The 18,694-nt window shown below is 74.5% G+C and carries 18 protein-coding genes; 13 read left to right on the forward strand and 5 right to left on the reverse strand.

Annotated features, from left to right (window positions below; genetic code table 11):
* Positions 1-78 precede the first annotated feature (78 nt).
* Positions 79-1,500 carry an MFS transporter gene (locus DSM104329_RS00825; RefSeq protein WP_259313493.1) on the forward strand — a complete coding sequence of 474 codons (1,422 nt, stop codon included), beginning with the start codon at positions 79-81 and terminating at the stop codon, positions 1,498-1,500.
* Here DSM104329_RS00825 and ade read toward each other — a convergent pair.
* Entirely contained in the window at positions 1,443-3,158 is a 1,716-nt protein-coding gene (gene ade, locus DSM104329_RS00830; RefSeq protein ID WP_259313494.1) for an adenine deaminase, read from the reverse strand. The two genes, DSM104329_RS00825 and ade, sit on opposite strands and share 58 nt — an antisense overlap.
* Positions 3,155-4,105 carry an LLM class F420-dependent oxidoreductase gene (locus DSM104329_RS00835; RefSeq protein ID WP_259313495.1) on the reverse strand — a complete coding sequence of 317 codons (951 nt, stop codon included), beginning with the start codon at positions 4,103-4,105 and terminating at the stop codon, positions 3,155-3,157. Before DSM104329_RS00835 ends, ade begins: the two co-directional genes overlap by 4 nt.
* 90 nt (positions 4,106-4,195) lie before the next feature.
* Between DSM104329_RS00835 and modA the strand changes: the two genes are divergently transcribed.
* Genes modA through DSM104329_RS00850 form a run of 3 tightly spaced genes read left to right on the forward strand, consistent with a single transcriptional unit; the run spans position 4,196 to position 6,378 of the window.
* Positions 4,196-4,999, forward strand: a complete 804-nt coding sequence (gene modA, locus DSM104329_RS00840) for a molybdate ABC transporter substrate-binding protein (RefSeq protein WP_259313496.1) — start codon at positions 4,196-4,198, stop codon at positions 4,997-4,999.
* Positions 5,000-5,046: 47 nt separating this feature from the next.
* Positions 5,047-6,063, forward strand: coding sequence for a phosphogluconate dehydrogenase (NAD(+)-dependent, decarboxylating) (gnd, locus tag DSM104329_RS00845; RefSeq protein WP_259313497.1), 1,017 nt, complete (start codon positions 5,047-5,049; stop codon positions 6,061-6,063).
* 15 nt (positions 6,064-6,078) lie between these two features.
* Entirely contained in the window at positions 6,079-6,378 is a 300-nt protein-coding gene (locus DSM104329_RS00850) for a hypothetical protein (RefSeq protein ID WP_259313498.1), read from the forward strand.
* Between the two features lie 4 nt (positions 6,379-6,382).
* On the opposite strand, the gene DSM104329_RS00855 is transcribed toward DSM104329_RS00850, so the two are convergent.
* The gene (locus DSM104329_RS00855) at positions 6,383-7,321 is read right to left on the reverse strand and encodes a LysR substrate-binding domain-containing protein (protein ID WP_259313499.1); all 939 of its coding nucleotides are present in this window, start codon (positions 7,319-7,321) and stop codon (positions 6,383-6,385) included.
* Positions 7,322-7,374: 53 nt separating this feature from the next.
* On the opposite strand from DSM104329_RS00855, the gene DSM104329_RS00860 reads away from it, so the two are divergent.
* The 4 genes from DSM104329_RS00860 (at position 7,375) to DSM104329_RS00875 (ending at position 11,396) form a co-directional block, all read left to right on the forward strand.
* Complete coding sequence (locus DSM104329_RS00860) at positions 7,375-8,532, forward strand: mandelate racemase/muconate lactonizing enzyme family protein (protein WP_259313500.1); 1,158 nt, start codon at positions 7,375-7,377, stop codon at positions 8,530-8,532.
* Entirely contained in the window at positions 8,532-8,855 is a 324-nt protein-coding gene (gene catC, locus DSM104329_RS00865; RefSeq protein WP_259313501.1) for a muconolactone Delta-isomerase, read from the forward strand. The genes DSM104329_RS00860 and catC overlap by 1 nt, the downstream gene beginning before the upstream one ends.
* The gene (locus DSM104329_RS00870; RefSeq protein WP_259313502.1) at positions 8,852-9,625 is read left to right on the forward strand and encodes a dioxygenase family protein; all 774 of its coding nucleotides are present in this window, start codon (positions 8,852-8,854) and stop codon (positions 9,623-9,625) included. The genes catC and DSM104329_RS00870 overlap by 4 nt, the downstream gene beginning before the upstream one ends.
* Positions 9,626-9,752: 127 nt before the next feature.
* On the forward strand, positions 9,753-11,396 hold the full coding sequence (locus DSM104329_RS00875; protein WP_259313503.1) for a phytoene desaturase family protein: 1,644 nt from the start codon (positions 9,753-9,755) through the stop codon (positions 11,394-11,396).
* On the opposite strand, the gene DSM104329_RS00880 is transcribed toward DSM104329_RS00875, so the two are convergent.
* Positions 11,393-12,313: an NAD(P)-dependent oxidoreductase gene (locus DSM104329_RS00880; protein WP_259313504.1), complete on the reverse strand. Its 921-nt coding sequence runs from the start codon at positions 12,311-12,313 to the stop codon at positions 11,393-11,395. The genes DSM104329_RS00875 and DSM104329_RS00880 overlap by 4 nt on opposite strands.
* A gap of 131 nt (positions 12,314-12,444) precedes the next feature.
* On the opposite strand from DSM104329_RS00880, the gene DSM104329_RS00885 reads away from it, so the two are divergent.
* Together DSM104329_RS00885 and DSM104329_RS00890 are read left to right on the forward strand one after the other, a co-directional pair.
* Positions 12,445-13,548: an LLM class flavin-dependent oxidoreductase gene (locus DSM104329_RS00885; RefSeq protein WP_259313505.1), complete on the forward strand. Its 1,104-nt coding sequence runs from the start codon at positions 12,445-12,447 to the stop codon at positions 13,546-13,548.
* A complete protein-coding gene (locus DSM104329_RS00890) occupies positions 13,548-14,225 on the forward strand; it encodes a hypothetical protein (protein WP_259313506.1) in 678 nt (225 codons plus the stop codon). Before DSM104329_RS00885 ends, DSM104329_RS00890 begins: the two co-directional genes overlap by 1 nt.
* Before the next feature lie 29 nt (positions 14,226-14,254).
* On the opposite strand, the gene DSM104329_RS00895 is transcribed toward DSM104329_RS00890, so the two are convergent.
* Positions 14,255-15,148: an NAD(P)-dependent oxidoreductase gene (locus DSM104329_RS00895; protein ID WP_259313507.1), complete on the reverse strand. Its 894-nt coding sequence runs from the start codon at positions 15,146-15,148 to the stop codon at positions 14,255-14,257.
* Between the two features lie 50 nt (positions 15,149-15,198).
* Between DSM104329_RS00895 and DSM104329_RS00900 the strand changes: the two genes are divergently transcribed.
* From DSM104329_RS00900 to DSM104329_RS00910, 3 genes are read left to right on the forward strand one after another with little or no spacing between them, the layout of a single operon-like run.
* Positions 15,199-15,807 (forward strand): hypothetical protein, encoded by a 609-nt coding sequence (locus DSM104329_RS00900; protein ID WP_259313508.1) that lies wholly within the window; start codon positions 15,199-15,201, stop codon positions 15,805-15,807.
* A gap of 8 nt (positions 15,808-15,815) precedes the next feature.
* Positions 15,816-17,828 carry an oxidoreductase gene (locus DSM104329_RS00905; protein WP_259313509.1) on the forward strand — a complete coding sequence of 671 codons (2,013 nt, stop codon included), beginning with the start codon at positions 15,816-15,818 and terminating at the stop codon, positions 17,826-17,828.
* Complete coding sequence (locus DSM104329_RS00910) at positions 17,825-18,565, forward strand: SDR family NAD(P)-dependent oxidoreductase (RefSeq protein ID WP_259313510.1); 741 nt, start codon at positions 17,825-17,827, stop codon at positions 18,563-18,565. Before DSM104329_RS00905 ends, DSM104329_RS00910 begins: the two co-directional genes overlap by 4 nt.
* Positions 18,566-18,694 lie beyond the last annotated feature (129 nt).

Genomic DNA, 18,694 nt, shown 5'->3' on the forward strand with positions numbered 1-18,694 from the left:
CGGAGCCTGGTCTATCGTCGCGCCGTTCTGCGCATCACCGATGACAACCGTCGCTGGTGGACCCTCGCCGGGGCCTGCATGGGCCTGTTCATGCTCATGCTCGACTCCACCGTGGTGACGCTGGCCCTGCCCGCCATCCGGCGCGAGCTCGGCGCCTCGCCGAGCGAGCTGCAGTGGGTGGTCAACGCCTACCTGCTGACCGTCGCGGTCTTCGTCGTCACCGCGGGCCGGCTCGGCGACATGGTCGGCCGCAAGCGCGTCTTCCTCGTCGCGCTGGCGATCTTCTCCGGCGGCCTCGTGGTCGCCGCTCTGGCGCCGTCGATCGAGGTGCTCGTCGTCGCCCGCGTCATCCAGGGCGTCGGCGCGGCGGGGATGCTCACCCTGTCGCTGGCGCTCGTCAGCTCCGCCTTCTCCGACGCCGACCGCCCGCGGGCGCTCGGGATCTGGGCGGGCGTCTCCGCGCTGGCGCTCGCCATCGGGCCGCTCGTCGGCGGCGTGCTCGTCGACCAGCTGTCGTGGCGCTGGGTGTTCTGGATCGGCGTGCCGCCGCTCGCCCTCGGCTTCCTGTGGACCGCGCGCGCGACGCGCGAGACCCGCGACGAGGCCGCCGGCCGCCACCTCGACGTGCCCGGCGTCGTCACGCTGACCCTGGGTCTCGGGCTGATCGTGCTCGCGCTCGTGCAGGGCGATGACTGGGGCTGGTCGTCGGCGCGCACCCTCGTGGTGCTGGCACTCGGGATCCTCGCGGCGATCGCGTTCGTCGTCATCGACGAGCACGTCAAGAGCCCGATCGTCGAGTTCGACCTGTTCCGCAACCGCCCGTACCTCGGCGCGACCGCCGCCGCGTTCTGCCTCGTGGGGGCCTGGTGGGCGGTGATCTTCTACATGCCGCAGTACCTCCAGGACATCCTCGGCTACAGCGCGGTGGCGAGCGGCGTGCTCGTGCTGCCCATCACGGCGCCGATGGTCGTCATCTCGCCGCTGTGCGAGCGGCTGATCGCCCGCGTCGGGGCGAAGGTGCTCATGACGGCCGGGATGCTCTGCGCGACCGTCGGGGTGCTGATCATGACCCGGATCGACGCGACGAGCGGGTACGCCCTCCTCCTGCCCGGCTTCCTGCTGTTCGGCGTCGCGCTCGGGCTCGTCTACACGCCGATGTCGACCGCCGCCATGGCCGCGATGCCGCGCTCGAAGGCGGGGATCGCGGCCGGCGTCCTCGCGATGAACCGCCTGCTCGCCGGCTCGGTGCTGCTGGCGGCGACCGGCGCGCTGTTCGCCGCGTTCGGCCACGAGCGCGACGGCGCGCCGCTCGACGTCCACTACACGTACGCGCTCTCGCACGCGCTGTGGGCGACCGTCGCGCTGCTGGCGGTGGGGACGGTCCTCACGGCGTGGCTGGTCGAGGGCCGCGCCACGCCCACGCCCGCGCCCGACGGCGGCCCTCAGCCGTCCACGGCGAGCGGCACGATGGCGAACCGGTCGACGTCGACCAGCCCGTAGTCGGTCACCTTCAGCGCGGGAATCACCGACAGGGCCAGGAAGCTCAGCGCCATGAACGGGCTCGCCACGGCGACGCCCTGCTCGGCCAGCAGCGCGGTCAGCGTGTCGAGCCGTTCGACGACCTCGGCCGCGGGCGCCTCCGACAGCAGCCCGGCGACGGGCAGCGCGAGCTCGGCGCGCACCGCGCCGTCCCGGGCGACCGCGAGGCCGCCGCCCAGCGCGGTGAGGCGCTCCACGCAGGCGAGCATCGAGGCGTCGTCGGCCCCGACGACGACGATGTTGTGGCCGTCATGCGCGACGGTCGACGCGAACGCGCCCGCCCGGAGCCCGAAGCCGCGGACGAGCGCGCGCCCGACGCGTCCCGACCGGTGGTGGCGCTCGACGACGGCGATCTTCGCCAGGTCGAGCTCCGGGTCCGCGACGACCTCGCCGTCGCGCCGCGCGGGCTGCGCCTCCCCGGCGCCGGTCAGCAGCTCGCCCGGGACGAGGTCGATGACGCGGACGCGGCCGTCCGCCGTCCCGAGCGCGAGGTCGTCCGCGGTCACCGGGGCGGGGCGTACGGTCCCGTGCAGGAACGCGGGAACCGGTGGGTCGGCGAACGCCGGCGCGGCTCCGTCGCGCGCGACGACGCGGCCGTCCTGCACGACGACCGACGGGCGGAACGACGTCAGGTCGTCGAGCACGAGGAGGTCGGCGCGGAACCCCGGCGCCACCGCGCCGAGGTCGTCGAGCCGGTGGCAGCGCGCCGCGTGCAGCGTCGCCATCACGAGGACGTCCTCGACGGCGATGCCCGCCGCCACCGCGTCGCGGCAGAGCGCGTCGATGTGGCCCTCGCGCGTGAGCGTGTCCGGCTCGCGATCGTCGGTGCACAGCGCGCACAGCTCCGGGCCGTACCGGCGCACGAGCTCGAGGCCGGCGCCGAGGTTGCGCGCATTGGAGGCGTCGCGGACGAGCACCCACATGCCGCGCCGGCGCTTGTCGAGCATCTCCTCCCAGGTCGTGGACTCGTGGTCGGAGCGGATGCCCGCGGCGACGTACGCATCCAGGCGCCGGCCGCGCAGCTGCGGGGCGTGACCGTCGACGTGCGTCGCGCCGCTGACCGCGATGCGCGCGAGCACGTCGGGATCGCCCGCGACGACGCCGGGGAAGTTCATCATCTCGGCGACGCCGAGCGCCCGCCGGCGGTGCAGGATGCCCTCCATGTCGCCGGGCCCGAGCGCACGGTAGGCGGTCTCGAACGCGCTCGCCGGCACGCACGACGGCACCATGACGAAGACCCGCAGCGGCAGGTCCTCCGTCGCGTCGAGGATCCAGTGCACGCCGTCGGCGCCGAGCACGTTGCCGACCTCGTGCGGGTCGACGACGACCGACGTCGTGCCGCGCGGGACGACGACCCGCGCGAACTCGCCCGGCAGCAGCTTCGAGGACTCGAGGTGCATGTGCGCGTCGATGAGCCCCGGGACGACGAAGCGCCCGCGCGCATCGACGCGCTCGCCGCCCTCGAACGTCCCGATCCCGGCGACGCGGCCGCCGGCGATCCCGACGTCGCCCTCGAGCCACTCGCGCGTGAACGCGCAGAACACGCGGGCGCCCTCCACGACGAGGTCCGGGGCGGCGTCGCCGCGCGCGACGGCGATCAGCTGGGCGCGGTCGGTCATGCGGCGCGCATCGCCGGCGCGACCTCCCGGGCGATCAGCTCCAGCGTACGGGCGTCGCCCGGGGCGACCGTGCCGAGCAGGAAGTCGCCGGCGCCGAGGTCCCGGAGGGCGCCGAGGCGCTCGGCGCACTGCTCCGGGGTCCCGGCGATGAGCATCTTGCGCATGAGGGGGTTGTCCATGACCGGCCCGAAGACCTCGCGCACGGCATCGGCCGCCTCGCGCTCGGTGTCGCGCAGCACCGCGCGGAACGTGAGCGAGACCCGGATGCCGGCCGGCTCGCGGCCCACGTCGGCGCAGTGGCCGGCGAGCACGCCGAGCTTGTGGCGGAACTCGTCCTCGTCGCCGTAGAACGTGTTCCAGATGTCGGCGTGCTCGGCGACGATGCGCAGCGTCCGCCGCTCGCCGGATCCGCCGATGACCAGCGGCAGGTGCTGCTGCACCGGCTTGGGCTCGCAGCGCGCGTCGCGCAGGTGGAAGTGCCGGCCCTCGAACGTCGTCGTCTCCTGCGTCCACAGGCCGCGGGCCACACGGCACGCCTCGTCGAGCATGTCCATGCGCTCGCCGATGCGCGGGAACGGGATGCCGTACTGCTCGTGCTCGAGCTCGAACCACGCGGCGCCGAGGCCGAACTCGATGCGCCCGCCGGCGATGTGGTCGAGCGTCGCGACGATGTTCGCCAGCACGGCCGGATGCCGGTAGGTCACGCCGGTGACGAGCATCCCGCACCGCACCCGGCTCGTGTGCGCGGCCATCGCCCCGAGCAGCGTGGGGCCCTCGAAGCACAGGCCCTTCTCGCTGCCGTGGATGGGCAGGAAGTGGTCGAACACCGAGACCCAGTCGTAGCCCAGGTCCTCGGCGTTGCGCCACAGCGCGAGGTAGTCGTCGTAGCTCGCGTGCTGCGGGCCGGCGTGCACGCCGAACCGGATCTCGTCCCCGAAGATCTGCATGGACGGACGGTACCGGCGCCGGGTGGCCCGGCGGGGGCCGTTGCGACACTGCGCAGCCCCGGGCGGGGGCCGCTGCGACACTGCGCAGCCATGGTCGGCTCCCGAGCTCTCGCCACGCTGCTCGCCGCCGTCGCGCTCGCGGCGGCCGGCTGCGGCTCGGACTCGCAGGGCGGCGATCGGGGCGGTCCTGGCGCGTCGGCCACCGTCTACGCGGCGTCGTCGCTGCGCGACGTGCTGCCCGAGATCGATCCCGCCGCGCGCTTCAGCTTCGGCGGCTCGGACACCCTGCAGCTGCAGATCGAGCGCGGCGCGCCCGCGGACGCGTTCGCCTCCGCCGCCCCGACGCAGGCGGAGGCGCTCTTCGCCGAGGGCCGCTGCGAGCGGCCGGTCGCGTTCGCGACGAACCGGCTCGTGCTCATCGTGCCGCGCGAGGGCCGCGGGGCCGTGACGTCGCTCGGGGATCTCGGCCGGGGCGGGCATCGGCTCGCCGTCGGCGCGGCGGGCGTGCCCGTCGGCGACTACACCCGCCGTCTGCTGGCCGCCCTCGGCCGCGATGACGTGCTGCGCGACAACGCCGTCAGCCAGGAGAAGGACGTCGCGGGCATCGTCGCCAAGGTCGCGCTGGGGTCGGCCGACGCCGGGTTCGTCTACCGGACCGACGGACTCGCCTCGCGCGGCCGGACGCGGACGATCGCGCTGCCCGAAGGCGCGCAGCCGCCCGTGCGCTACCTCGCCTGCGCGGTCCGCCGCGACGGCGCTCGCAGCGCGGCGGCGCAGGCGTTCCTGGTCCGGCTGCGCTCTGACGCCGGCCGCGCGGCGCTGCGCCGCGCCGGCTTCGTCCTACCCGGCGCGCGCGATCAGCGCCGCGCTGCGCCGCGGCGCGCCGCGCGGTAGCTTGCGCCGGACCCGTACGCGAGCGCAGAGCACGAGGGGACTGAGGCATGCAGCTGGGGATGGTCGGACTGGGACGGATGGGGGCGAACATGGTCCGGCGGCTGATGCGCGCGGGCCACGAGTGCGTCGTCTACGACGTCGATCCGGACTCGGTGAAGCGGCTCGCCGGGGAAGGCGCCACGGGTGCGAGCTCCCTGCAGGACATGGTCGACAAGCTGGACGCGCCGCGCTCCGTCTGGCTCATGGTGCCCGCCGCGTTCGTGGACGGCACGGTCGCCGACCTCGCGCCGCTGCTGTCGAAGGACGACACGATCATCGACGGCGGCAACTCGTCCTACCGCGACGACCAGCGCCGGTCCAAGGAGGTCGGCGAGCAGGGGCTGCACTACGTCGACTGCGGCACGAGCGGCGGCGTCTGGGGACTCGACCGCGGCTACTCGCTCATGGTCGGCGGCGACGACGCGGCGGTCGGGCGCCTGCAGCCGATCTTCGAGGCACTCGCCCCGGGGATCGACGCGGCGCCGCGCACGCCGGGCCGCGACGGCGATCCCCAGCCGGGCGAGGCGGGCTGGCTGCACTGCGGCCCGCCCGGCGCCGGGCACTTCGTGAAGATGGTCCACAACGGCATCGAGTACGGCCTCATGGCCGCCTACGCGGAGGGCCTGAACATCCTGCGCGGCGCGAACGCCGGCAACGCGAAGCAGGCCGACGACGCCGAGACCGCGCCGCTGCGCGATCCCGACGCCTACCGCTACGACATCGACATCGCCTCCGTGGCCGAGGTCTGGCGCCGCGGCAGCGTCGTCGGCTCGTGGCTGCTGGACCTCACCGCGGCGGCACTCGCGTCCTCGCCGCAGCTCGACCAGTTCTCGGGCCGCGTGTCGGACTCGGGCGAGGGCCGCTGGACGGCGATCGCCGCGGTCGAGGAGGGCGTCCCGGCGCCCGTCCTGACGAGCGCGCTGTTCTCGCGCTTCAGCTCGCGCGACTGCGACGAGTTCGCCAACAAGGTCATGTCGGCGATGCGCTCGGAGTTCGGCGGGCACGACGAGAAACCCGCCTCGTAGACGGCCCGCGGCGCCATGGAGCATGTCCCGTGCCCCGCGTGCGGCCAGGAGGCGACGGTGCTGCACGACGGGGCGATCTACTGCCGCGCCGAGGGTCGCATCGTGCCGCGGGGCCTGGCCGCCGACGCGGCGCTCGCGCGTGGCCGCCACAGGCTCCACGAGCGCCATCCCCCGGACGGCGTCGCCGAGGCGCACTGGAGATCGACCGGTGAGAAGCTGTCGGCGTTCGGCGTCTTCAACCTCGTCCTACTGATCCTCGTGATGGCGACGCTGGCCGCCGCGGTGGCGGGCTTCGTCGTGGTCGTGCTGGTCTGAGGCGCTACACCGTCGTCAGCTCGCGGCGCACGATGTGCAGGGCGCGGGCGACGAGCGGCGTCGTCCCGTCGCCTCGCCAGGCGACGGCGAGCTCGACCTGATGGTCCTCGTCGCGCAGCGGCCGGTAGACGGCCCCGGCGACCGTCATCTGCGTCACCGACTCGGGGACGAGCGAGACGCCGTACCCGGCGGCGACGAACGAGACGAGCGTCGCGGTCTCCGCCGCCTCGAGCGCGCTGCGCGGCCGGAAGCCGTGCGCGGCGCACATCGACTCGACCGCCTGGCGCAGCACGGACCGGGGGTAGGACGGATAGGTCACGAACCGCTCGCCGGCGAGCTCCTCGAGCGCGATGCTGTCCGCCGCCGCGAGCCGGTGCGCGCGGGGCAGGACGGCGACGAGCGACTCGCGCCGGATCGTGGCCAGGTTGAGCTCGGGCTCGTCGACGGGCGGGCGCAGCAGCGCCAGATGCAGCGTGCCGTCGAGCAGGCCGGCGACCTGCGCGGGGGTGAGCATCTCGCCGTGCAGCTCGAGCTCGACGCCCGGCAGGTGCGCGCGCAGGGTCGTCGCCAGCGACGGCAGCAGCGAGTACGTCGCGGAGCCCGTGAAGCCGATCGACAGGCGCCCGTACTCGCCCCGCGCGGCGCGCCGCGCGTCATCCTCGGCCCGCTCGACCGCCGCGAGGATCGCCTTGGCCCGGGCGAGCAGCACCTCGCCGGCCGGGGCGAGGTCCACCCGGCGCGTGGTCCGGTACAGCAACGGCGCGCCGAGCTCGGCCTCGAGCCGACGGATCGTCTGCGACAGCGGGGGCTGGGCGATGTGCAGGCGCTCGGCGGCGCGGCCGAAGTGACGCTCCTCGGCGACCGCGACGAACGCCCGCAGTTGGCGTAGCTCGATGGGACCGGCCTCCTGGCCGCTATCGGATTCGGAGGCAGAGGCTATCAATCATGCAGGTATTGGTCTTGTTGGGCGTCTTCGTGCGACATAACGTCCGTCATGTGAGCCTGACCGAGCCCGCCGTCACCGCCGGCCTGGACCTCGCCGGCGCCATGGGCGCCGTGCGGATCACCGCCGTCGAGGCGATCCCCTTCGCCGTGCCCTACCGGCGCCCGGCGCGCTTCGCGTCCGGCCAGGTCGACACGGCGGACAACGTGCTCGTGCGCGTGCACACCGACGCCGGCGTCGTCGGCAGCGCCGAGGCCCAGCCGCGCCCGTACACGTACGGCGAGACGCAGGCGTCGATCGTCTCGCTCGTGCGCGACGTGCTCGCGCCGCGCGTCGTCGGGCTCGACCCGCTCGCCGTCGAGCAGATCCATGCCCGCTGCGCGACCATCGCCGGCAACCAGGTCGCCCGCGCGAGCATCGACCTCGCCGCGTGGGACGCCGTCGGCCGGCTGCTCGGCGTGTCCTGCAGCCGGCTGCTGGGCGGCTTCGCGCCGGACGTCCCCGCCGCCCACATGCTGTCCTTCGACGAGCCGGCCGCGATGGCGGAGGAGGCGCTCGCCGTCCACGCGGAGCTCGGCGTGACCACGTTCAAGGTGAAGGTCGGCCGCGAGCCGGACGTCGACGTCGCCGCGGTGCGCGCCGTGCGGGAGGCGCTGCCCGCCGCCGCCCTCTACGTCGACGCCAACCGGGGCTGGTCGCTGCCCGACGCGCAGCGCGCCGGCGACGCGCTCGTCGAGCTCGGCGTCAGCGCCATCGAGGAGCCGATCGCCGTCGAGGACCACGCCGGCCGCCGCCGCCTGACGGAGCGCTGGAGCGTGCCGCTCGTCGGCGACGAGAGCGCGATCAGCCTCGACCACGTCGAGCGCGCCATCGACGGCGGCGAGGTCCGCGCGATCAGCCTGAAGACCGCCCGGACCGGCTTCACGGAGTCGCGCCGGATCCTCGGGCTGTGCCTCGGCCGCGGCGTGCCCATCCACGTCGGCAGCCAGTACGAGGGCCGCCTCGGCGCGCTCGCCTCGGTGGCCTTCGCCGCCGCCCACGCCGAGACCGCGGTGCGGCCGGCCGAGGTGACGAACTTCCTCGACCTGTCCGGCGACCTCCTCGCGGGCCTGCCGGTCGTGCGCGACGGCCGCGTCGCGGTGCCCGCCGGGCCCGGGCTCGGTGCGGATGTCGACGAGGACGCGCTGCACCGCTACCGGGAGGACCGCTGATGCTCTTCATGGCCGAGATGGAGGTCCGCCTCCCCGCCGACATGCCGGCCGGCGAGGCCGACGAGATCAAGGCGCGCGAGAAGGCCTACTCGCAGGAGTTGCAGCGCGACGGACGCTGGCGCCACATCTGGCGGGTGGCCGGGCGCTACGCGAACGTGAGCATCTTCGACGTCGGCTCGGTCGACGAGCTGCACGACCTCCTCAGCGGCCTGCCGCTGTTTCCCTACATGGACATCCGCGTGACGGCCCTGGCCGGCCATCCGTCCGCGATCGCAGAAGGACCGAACGCCCCGGAGAACCGGGAGAAGGAGAGAGGGTCATGAGCACCAACCGCACCGACCTCATCGTCGGCGACATCCTCAAGCGCATCCATGAGGCGATCGTCGAGCACGACGTCACCTATCCCGAGTTCCAGGCCGCGAAGCAGTGGTTGATCGACGTCGGCGAGGCCGGCGAGTGGCCGCTGTTCCTCGACGTCTTCGTCGAGTTCGCCGTCGAGCAGAACGCCAACCGGGCGCGCGAGGGCTCGCAGGGCACGATCCTCGGGCCGTACCACCTGCCCGGCGCACCCGTGCTGGAGGCGCCGTACGAGCTGCCGCGCCGCGAGGACGAGGTCGGCGACCCGCTCCTCATCACCGGCGAGGTCGTCGACACGCACGGCCAGCCGATCGCCGGCGCCGAGCTCGACGTCTGGCAGGCCGACGCCGCCGGCTTCTACTCCGGCTTCGAGCCGTCGCTGCCCGAGGGCATCCTGCGCGGCAAGGTCATCACGGGCGAGGACGGCCGCTACGAGGTCCGCACGGTGCTGCCGGGTCCGTACACGATCCCGCTGGGCGGCCCCTGCGGCGCGCTCTGCGCGTCGGCCGGCTGGAGCCCGTGGCGCCCGGCGCACGTGCACCTCATCGTCAGCGCCGAGGGCTACGAGCCGCTGATCACCCAGATCTTCTTCGACTCGACCGAGTACCTCGACAACGACGTCGCGGGCGCGGTCAAGGACGATCTGGTCGTCAAGCCCGAGCGGCAGGACGACGGCAGCTTCACGTTCGACTACGAGTTCAAGCTGGAGCCGGCGAAGGTCCCGGCGAACGCCTGACCGAGGTTCCCTCGAGGTCGGTTGCCGGCTTCGTCCAGGGCCGGCAACCGACCCGCACCGGCCGAGCTCGGCTCCGCGGTGCTCATCTGGCAAGCTTGCGCGGCATGGCAGCGAAGTGGGGTGCAGAATGAATCGGGTCGTCGATGCCGTCGTGATCGGCTCCGGCCACAACGGGCTGGTCGCCGCGGCGTACCTGGCGCGCGCGGGCTGGAGCGTCGAGGTGCTCGAGCGCGCCGAGCGCGCCGGCGGCGCCGTGACGACCGAGGAGCTCACGCTCCCCGGGTTCCGCCACGACACGTTCTCCTCGTGGCATCCGCTGTTCATGGGCTCGGCCGCCTACGCCGAGCTCGGCCCGGAGCTCGAGCAGCGCGGGCTGCGCTACGTCAACACCGACGTGCCGACCGGCGTCGCGTACGGCGACGGGCACGCGGTCGTCGCCGCGCGCGACCCCCAGCGCACGGTCGAGGGCTTCAACGCCGCCGACGCCGCGGCCTTCCTCGCCGAGCTCGGCCGCTTCGGCGCCATCGCCGACGTCATCGGCGAGCTGCTGTCCAGCGAGCTGCACGCGCCGCGCACCGCGGGCCGCCTGCTGGCGCTCGGGCGCCGCCTCGGCGCGCGCGGGTCGCTCGCCGCGGCCGCGTTCTCCGTGCAGAGCGCGCGCGGCTGGCTCGAGTCGACCTTCACCGGGCCCGAGCCGGGCCTGCTCTACGCGCCGTGGGTGCTGCACACCGGCCTCGAGCCGTCGGCGGCGGGCGGCGCACTGCAGCTCGTGGCCCTGGCCGGCGGCCTGCACGCCGGCGGCATGCCGGTCGTCGAGGGCGGCTCCGAGCGCTTCGTCACCGCGCTGGAGCGGCTCGTCGCCGACCATGGCGGCGCCGTGCGCACCGGCGTCGACGCCGAGGAGATCCGGGTCGCCGGCGGGCGCGCGACGGGCGTCGTCGCGGCCGGCGAGCTCGTCGAGGCCCGGCGCGCGGTGGTGGCGAGCGTGACGCCGCCGCAGCTCTACGGGCGCCTGCTGGCCGGCCACCTGGCGGCGGCGGGCGCGGATGCCCCGGCCGCGCCGGCCGCCGAGGAGGCGCGCCGCTTCCGCTTCGGTCGCGGCGCGATGCAGGTCCACGTCGCGCTCTCCGAGCCGCTGCGCTGGCGCGACAGCCGGCTCGACACCGCGGCGGTCGTCCACGTCGCCGACGGCCCCGCGGCGGTCGACCTCGCCTGCGCGCAGGCGGCCGCCGGCCAGCTGCCGGCCCGGCCGACGGTCGTCTGCGGCCAGCCCTGCACCGTCGATCCATCGCGGGCGCCCGAGGGGCAGGCCATCCTGTGGATCCAGCTGCAGGAGGTCCCCTACGCGCCGGTCGCCGACGCCGCGGGCGAGCTCGACACCGCCGGAGGGTGGACGCCCGAGCTCGCCGGCGCCTACGCCGACCGCGTCCTCGCGCGGATCGCCGAGCACGCCCCGAACCTGCCGGGCGCCGTGCTCGGGCGGGCGATCCTCACGCCGGTCGACATCGAGCGGCGCAACGTCAACCTGCAGGGCGGCGATCCGTACGCCGGCGCCGCGCACCTCGACCAGGCCCTGCCCTGGCGGCCGCTGCCCGGATACGGGTCGCACCGGACGCCCGTCGACGGGCTCTGGCAGATCGGGGCGAGCACGCATCCCGGCCCGGGGCTCAACGCCGCGTCGGGACGGATGGTCGCGCGGCGCCTCATCGCCGGCGACGGCGGCCTGGGCGCCGCGGCGCGGCGCATCCGCGGGCGCGTGGGACGCTCCTAGCCCGAGCCGCGCTCGGGCAGGTCGGCCCCGGCCGCCTGCGCCTGCACCGCGGCGAGGATCGAGAAGTCCGAGCCGCCGTGGCCGGCATCGCGCAGCTCGGTGAACAGGCGCTCGGCCAGCGCGCCCGCGGCCAGCGGGACCCCCTCGGCCTCGGCCAGCCGGCGCACGAGGCCCATGTCCTTGACCATCAGGTCGACCGCGAAGTGCGTCGCGCCGCGGTCGGCGAGCACGGTTCGCGGGATCCACTCGCTGAGGATCCAGCTGCCGCCGCTGCCGCCGGAGACGGCCTCGATGACGCGGTCGACGTCGACGCCGGACTTCGCCGCGAGAGCCAGCCCCTCCGCGATCCCGATGGCGATCACCGAGCCCATCAGGTTGTTGACGAGCTTGGCGACCTCGCCGTCGCCCACGCCGCCGACGTGCACGACGTGCGCGCCGAGCGACTCGAGCAGCGGGCGCAGGCGGTCGAACGCGGCCGGCGCTGCACCGACCATGATGGCGAGCGTCCCGGCCTCGGCCGCGACCGGTCCGCCGCTGATCGGCGTGTCGAGCACGTCCACGCCGAGCGGGGCGAGTCGCTGCGCCAGCGCCCGCGGCGTCGCCGGATCGACCGTGCTGGTGACGAGCACGGCGTGGCCCGCCCGCAGACCGGCCTCCAGGCCGTCGTCGCCGTCGAGGGCGCCGAGGATGTGCGGCGTGTCGGGGAGCGCGAGCAGGATGACGTCGGCGCGCTGCGCGAGCTCGCGGGCGCTACCGGCGGTGCTCACCCCGGCCGGTGCCAGCTGCGCCACCCGGGCGGCGTCGAGGTCGTACGCCCACACCTCATGGCCGCGGGCGGCCAGGCGGCGCGCGAGGCCGGCGCCGATCGAGCCGGCCCCGAGCACGCCACAGGCCGGACGAGACGTGGAATCGCTCATGTTTTGCATGCAAGCACGGTGGTATGCAGAATAGGAGGCATCTTCGGACATGCCGAACAACGCCGGCGGGCTCCCGGCGCCGGCGGCGAGGATGACGTCGCACCCGCATTCCGACCGTTGAGGAGACGCTCGTGGACCAGTCTTTGCGCTTCGGCAGCTACGTGGAGTTCCAGTGCCCACCGGGCGGCGATCACGCCGAGCTGATCTGGGACGTCATCGCGATCGGCGAGCAGTCTGACCGGCTCGGGTTCGAGGTGTTCACGTGCCTCGAGCACGACTGGTTCGAGCAGTTCGCGATCATGCCCGCGCCGCTGCCGCTGTTCACGACCCTGGCGCAGCGGACGCGCAACCTGACGTTCCGGGCGATGTGCCACACGCTGCCGCTGCACAACCCGTTCGTGCTGGCGGGCGAGCTGGCGACGGCCGACATCCTGCTCGACGGCCGCTTCGAGGTCGGCGTCGGTCGCGGCCACGCCTGGCTGCAGGAGCCGGCGAACATCGTGCTGGAGGAGAACGTCGAGCGCTACAAGGAGTGCCTGGACATCCTCGAGCTGGCGTGGACGAACGACCGCTTCGACTACGACGGCAAGTACTACACCGCCGACCAGCTGTCGGTCGTGCCCAAGCCGATCCAGAAGCCGCACCCGAAGATCTTCCAGGTCGGCACGAGCGCGAAGTGGTTCCAGCGCGCGGCCGAGAGGGAGTACGGCGTCGCGCTCGGCGGCCCAGCGCCGACGTCGGTCTTCCGCGAGCCCGCCAAGCTCTACCGCCAGCTCTGCGAGGAGCAGGGCACGAAGCCGTTCCTCAGCTGGATCAAGGCGATCTACCTCGACGAGGACGAGGATCGCGCGATGGAGGAGGCCCGCGAGTCGGTGCTGAACTTCATCAAGTTCAACGTCTCGCCGATCCACTCGCTGGCGCGCACCTCGCCGCAGGAGAAGCAGAAGCTGATCGACGCCGGCTACGCGTTCTACGCGGCCGACGACTTCCCCGATACCGAGAAGCTGTCCTTCGAGCAGCTCGTCGATCTGGGGATCGTGTTCGTCGGCACGCCGGAGAAGGTCGGCGACCAGCTGCTCGAGCTGTGGGACGAGTTCCGCTTCGAGGAGCTGTTGACGATCTCCCACTTCGGCGGCACGCAGCGCTGGCAGTCGATGAAGACCCAGTCGCTGTTCGCCCGCGACATCATGCCGCGCCTGCGCGAGGCCACCACGGCGGCGGGAGCGGCCGTCTGATGAGCGCGCGCAGCGAGCGCCATCCGCTCACCGAGGCGGCGCCGGACCGGTTGCGCGCGGCGATCCGGGCGGGGGACACGGAGACGGCGCTCGCCGAGGTCGACAACGTCCTCGCCGAGGCCGTCCCGATCCACGACATGATGGGCGACCTCGCGTCCGCGCTGCTGACGTTCATCGCCGAGCGCCTCGGCGAGGACGCGGTCGAGGACGCCTGGCGCTACGCGGGGGAGACGTGCTGGAGGCCGTTCTTCGACGCGTTCAGGGCGTCCGGCGACGTCGAGGCCTTCGCCCGGACGTTCATCGCGTTCCTGCACTCCCACCGCTACGACTTCTCGGTGATCGAGGACGACGAGCGCTGGGTCATCGAGGTGCACCGCGGCACGAGCGGCGAGCGCATGCTCATCGAGGGCAAGGTGGCGGGCAGCAACGGCCACCCCGACGGCCACCGCCGGTACGGCGTCACGGAGAAGGCCCACCCGTGGACGTTCGGCTTCGAGGGCTTCCCGTACTACGACGTGCACTCGGCGGTGTGGATGCACCTGAACCCGCGCGAGTGGGGGTGGCCCGTGCTCGACTGCGAGTACGGCGTCAAGGACCACGGCGACGTGGCCGAGCAGCGCTTCATCGTCTACAAGGACCCGGAGAAGCGGGCCGCCGAGCTGGCCGCCGCGCAGTAGGCCCCGCACCCCATCGGGTGTCGACTTCCTCAGCCTGAGGCTGAGGAACTCGACGCTCGATCGCGCCGTCCGCGGCGGACCGCGTCATACGAGGACCAGTGCGCCACGAGCCGCTGGAACGACGCGGCCGCCACGGGCAGCGGCATCCACTCGGCGCCGGCGACCTCGAGCAGCGCGCGCATGTCCTTGTCGAGGACGTCGAGCGCGTTGCCGGGCTCGTAGTCCTCCCACAGGGAGCGCATCCAGTCCCAGTTGCGAACGACCCAGCCGCCGCCGGTCCCGTGCGCGACGACGTCGAGCATCGTCTGCGCGTCGACGCCGTAGCGCTCGGCGATCTGCAGGCCCTCGACCGTGCCGGCCATCGCCGCGGCCATCATCGCCTGGTTGGCGAGCTTGACCGCCTGCCCGTGCCCGGCCTCGTCGCCGACGCGGGCGACGTGCTCGCCGACCAGGTTCAGGACCGGCTCGGCGCGGTCGAGCGCGCCCGCCGGGCCGGAGGCCATGATCGCCAGCGTCGCGGCCTCGGCGCCCTTGCGCCCGCCGCTGACCGGCGCATCGACGACGGTGGCGCCGCGCTCGGCCGCGCGGCGGGCGATCGAGCGCATCGCCCCCGGATCGACCGTCGACATGATCAGCAGGTCGATCGGCTCGCGCCCGGCAGCGAGGCATCCGTCCTCCCCGAAGACCGCCGACTCGACCTGCGCGAGCGTGCGCACCATGACGACGACCGTCCGGGTCGCCTCGGCGGTGACGGCGGCGGCGCTCGCCGCCCAGCCGATGCCGCGCTCCGCGGCGTCGCCCCGGCGGGCGGCGAGGGCGTCGTAGGCCACGACGCCGAAGCCGCCGGCGACCAGGTGCGCGGCCATCGGCAGGCCCATCTCGCCGAGCCCGACGAAGCCCACGCACTCGGCTTGCGAGCTCATCGGCTCTGAATTAGTCGGCATAGCAGCGGGGTGGACTATAGACTACGTCGATGCCCGCAGACGATCCCAACGCGCACATCGCCAGCATCGAGGTTGCGGCTTCGGCCGACGCGGCCTTCGCCTTCATGGCCGACGGCATGGCCCAGACGACATGGGCGCTCGGCAGCTGGGACCGCCGCGACGAGGGCGGCGGCATCGTCAGCGGGGTCTCGCTGTTCGACGGCCAGCGCCTCTACGTCCGCCTCGAGTCCGATCCGCGCCTGCGGCTCGTCGACTACTACGCCGGCGGATCGCCGGACGAGCTCGTCGGCCTGGTGCAGGCGCGCATCGTGCCGGGCGAGGACCTTGGCCGCGATCCCGGCTGCAGCGTCGTGACGCTCGTCGTGTGGCGCGGCGCGCGCCAGACGCCGGAGTCGTGGGCGCGGACCTACCACGCCTTCCGCACGGAGGTGCACCTGATCAAGGCGCGCATCGAGGGCCTGCTCCCGTGGCCGGTCGACGTGGCGCCGGGCGGCGTGGGCGGCGTGGTACCCGCTGCCGGCGCGGGATCGACCGGCGTGGGCGGCGTGGTACCCGCTGCCGGCACGGGATCGACCGGCGTGGGCGGCGTGGTACCCGCCGCCGGCACGGGTTCGACCGGCGTCGACGCGGCGAGCTGAGCCGCGCCATGACCCACACCCTCGACGCGCTGTTCGAGCCGCTCGAACTGGGCCCGCTGACGCTGCGCAACCGCGTCATGGCCGGCCCGGCGACGCTGCTGTACGCGCGCGACAACGTCCTCTCGGACCGCCACATCGCCTACTACCGCGAGCGGGCGGCCGGGGGAGCGGCGGTCCTCGTCAGCGAGGAGCACGCCGCGCATCCCAGCGCGCTCGGCGCCTTCCGCCACGCGTGCACCGCGTGGGAGCCCCGCGCGGTGGGGCCGATGCGCAACCTCGCCGCCGCCGTGCACGAGCACGGCGCCTCCCAGCTCATCCAGCTCTACGCGCCCGGCATCGCCGACACCTCGACCCTGCGCCTCGACGACTGGGAGCCGCTGTGGGGCCCGTCGCCGCTCGTGACGCCCGATCGTGGCGAGCACGTCGTCGGCATGGGCCAGGCCGAGATCGACGGCATGGTCGAGGGCTTCGCGACGTCGGCCGCGAACGTCGCCGAGGCGGGCCTCGACGGCGTCGAGCTGCACGGCGCCCACGGCTGGCTCATCGGGCAGTTCCTCAGCCCGCTGTTCAACCACCGCACCGACGCCTACGGCGGCGGCACCGAGGCGCGCTGCCGCCTCGTGCTCGAGATCGCCCAGGCCGTGCGCGAGCGGGCGCCCGGCCTCGCCGTCGGCGTGCAGCTCTCCGTCGACGAGCACGTCGGCGCGGCGGGCATCACGCCCGAGGAGACCGGCGCCCAGATCGCCGTCCTCGCCGCCTCGGGGCTGTTCGACTACGTGAGCCTGTCGACCGGCAGCCAGTTCTCGCGCCATCGCACGATCCCGCCGATGGGCACGCCCGACGCCGTCCTCGCCGAGCACGGCCGGCGCGCCCGCGAGATCGTCGCCGGCCGCACCGCGATCGCCCTGCTCGGCCGCATCCGCCACGTCGCCACCGCGGCCCGGCTGCTGCGCGACGGGCACGCCGACATCGTGGGGATGACCCGGGCCCACCTCGCCGAGCCGGCGATCGCGGCCAAGGCACGCGCCGGCCATCCCGAGCGCATCACGCCCTGCGTCGGCGAGAACGAGTGCCTCAGCCGCGCGTTCGCGGGGCTCGAGGTCGCCTGCGTGATGAACCCGGTGACGGGCCGCGAGGGCGACTGGGCGGTGCCCGCGCCGCCGTCGCCGCGCCCGCGCCGGCTCACGGTCGTCGGCGCCGGCCCCGCCGGGCTGCGGGCCGCCGCGGTCGCCGCCGAGCGCGGCCACGACGTCATGCTCCTCGAGCGCGACGACCGTCCCGGCGGCCACCTCGCCCTGCTCGCCCAGCTGCCGGGTCGCGGGGACTGGCAGGAGGGCGTCGACTTCCTCGCCGCCGCCGCGGGCCGCGCGCGCGTGCGCATCCGGCTGGGCACCGCCGCGACGGTCGACGAGATCCAGGACACGGGCCCCGACGCCGTCCTGCTCGCGACGGGCGCGGACTGGGAGCGCACCGGCCGCGACCCCGGCCGTCCCGGCGCCCCGCCCATCCCCGGTGCGGACGCCGCGCACGTCCTCGACGTCGAGGACGCGGCGCGGCGCGTGCTCGCCGGCGGACCGGCGGCGCTGGGCCGCCACATCGTCATCGTCGACGACGCCGGCGAGGTGCTGCCGATCGCGCTTGCCGAGCTGCTCGGCCAGGGCGGCGCACGCGTGGAGATCGTCACCCGCCAGGCCCAGGCCGGCGCGCGCCTGCACGCCACGCTGCAGGCGCCCGAGGTGCTCCAGCGCCTCGCCGCGCTCGACGTCCACCTGCGCCCGGGTCATGTCGTCGAGCGCATCGCCGGCGACCGGCTCGAGCTCATCGAGGGGTGGTCCGGCCGGCCGGCCGCCATCGAGGGCGTCGACACCGTGGTGCTGGCGCTGCGCCGAGCGCCGCGCGACGATCTCGCCGTGCCGCTGCGCGAGGCCGGGATCGAGGTGCACGTCATCGGCGACGCCCGCGCGCCGCGGCGCGCCGCCGAGGCGATCTACGACGGCGAGCGGATCGGGCGCGAGCTGTGAGCCGCCGCGTCGCCCTCGTCACGGGTGCCGGCCGCGGCATCGGCGAGGCGATCGCCCGCGAGCTCGCCCGCCGCGGCGACCACGTCGTCGTCGCCGACATCGACGAGGCCGCGGCCGGCCGCGTCGCGGCCGCCATCGCGGCGGACGGCGCCAGCGCCCGAGCCGCGGCGGTGGACGTGGGGGACGCGGACGCGATCGACGCGCTGATCGCGGCCACGCTCGACCGCGACGGTCCCCCGGACGTGCTCGTCAATAACGCCGCCCGCACCGTCCCGCGCTCGCTCTGGGACATCGACCCCGAGGAGTGGGACGCGGTCCTCGGCGTCAACCTGCGCGGCGTCTTCCTGCTCAGCCGCGCCGCCGCGATCCCCATGCGCGAGCGCGGCCGGGGGCGGATCGTGAACCTCGCCTCGCTCGCCGGCCAGCAGGGGGGCGTGGCCGGCGGTGCGCACTACGCCGCGTCCAAGGCCGGCGTGCTCGTGCTGACGAAGGTGCTGGCCGCCGAGCTCGCCGGCAGCGGCGTCACGGTCAACGCCGTCGCCCCCGCCGCGGTCGAGGGGCCGGTCATGGACTCGCTGCCGGCGGAACGGGTCGCGGAGATCGCCGCGCGGGTCCCCGTCGGCCGGCTCGGCACGCCCGCCGACGTCGCCGCCGCGGTGGCCTTCCTGGCCGCCGACGAGGCCGCGTTCATCACCGGCGCGACGCTCGACGTCAACGGCGGCCTGTTCATGCGCTGAGCGCGCACATCGATCGTTCGGCATGTCGGGACCAGCGGTGCCAAACGCGTCGCCCCGGCGCGTAGAACCGAACAGTCTGCTTTGCAACCGGCTGCACCGTTGAGTATCGTCGCCGCGGTGTTGTCCGCC

Origin of the sequence: Capillimicrobium parvum (genome assembly GCF_021172045.1) — a bacterium.
In the GTDB taxonomy this organism is placed as follows: Bacteria; Actinomycetota; Thermoleophilia; order Solirubrobacterales; family Solirubrobacteraceae; genus Capillimicrobium; species Capillimicrobium parvum.

What these genes read in the sequence shown, in the direction of transcription:
- DSM104329_RS00825 (WP_259313493.1), top strand. Translation starts at nt 79, where the DNA reads ATGGGCCTGTTCATGCTCATGCTCGACTCCACCGTGGTGACGCTGGCC.
- DSM104329_RS00905 (WP_259313509.1), top strand. Translation starts at nt 15,816, where the DNA reads ATGACCCACACCCTCGACGCGCTGTTCGAGCCGCTCGAACTGGGCCCG.
- DSM104329_RS00835 (WP_259313495.1), bottom strand. Translation starts at nt 4,105, where the DNA reads ATGCAGATCTTCGGGGACGAGATCCGGTTCGGCGTGCACGCCGGCCCG.
- DSM104329_RS00890 (WP_259313506.1), top strand. Translation starts at nt 13,548, where the DNA reads ATGAGCGCGCGCAGCGAGCGCCATCCGCTCACCGAGGCGGCGCCGGAC.
- DSM104329_RS00870 (WP_259313502.1), top strand. Translation starts at nt 8,852, where the DNA reads ATGAGCACCAACCGCACCGACCTCATCGTCGGCGACATCCTCAAGCGC.
- gnd (WP_259313497.1), top strand. Translation starts at nt 5,047, where the DNA reads ATGCAGCTGGGGATGGTCGGACTGGGACGGATGGGGGCGAACATGGTC.
- DSM104329_RS00895 (WP_259313507.1), bottom strand. Translation starts at nt 15,148, where the DNA reads ATGAGCTCGCAAGCCGAGTGCGTGGGCTTCGTCGGGCTCGGCGAGATG.
- DSM104329_RS00850 (WP_259313498.1), top strand. Translation starts at nt 6,079, where the DNA reads ATGGAGCATGTCCCGTGCCCCGCGTGCGGCCAGGAGGCGACGGTGCTG.
- ade (WP_259313494.1), bottom strand. Translation starts at nt 3,158, where the DNA reads ATGACCGACCGCGCCCAGCTGATCGCCGTCGCGCGCGGCGACGCCGCC.
- DSM104329_RS00880 (WP_259313504.1), bottom strand. Translation starts at nt 12,313, where the DNA reads ATGAGCGATTCCACGTCTCGTCCGGCCTGTGGCGTGCTCGGGGCCGGC.
- DSM104329_RS00900 (WP_259313508.1), top strand. Translation starts at nt 15,199, where the DNA reads ATGCCCGCAGACGATCCCAACGCGCACATCGCCAGCATCGAGGTTGCG.
- catC (WP_259313501.1), top strand. Translation starts at nt 8,532, where the DNA reads ATGCTCTTCATGGCCGAGATGGAGGTCCGCCTCCCCGCCGACATGCCG.
- modA (WP_259313496.1), top strand. Translation starts at nt 4,196, where the DNA reads ATGGTCGGCTCCCGAGCTCTCGCCACGCTGCTCGCCGCCGTCGCGCTC.
- DSM104329_RS00875 (WP_259313503.1), top strand. Translation starts at nt 9,753, where the DNA reads ATGAATCGGGTCGTCGATGCCGTCGTGATCGGCTCCGGCCACAACGGG.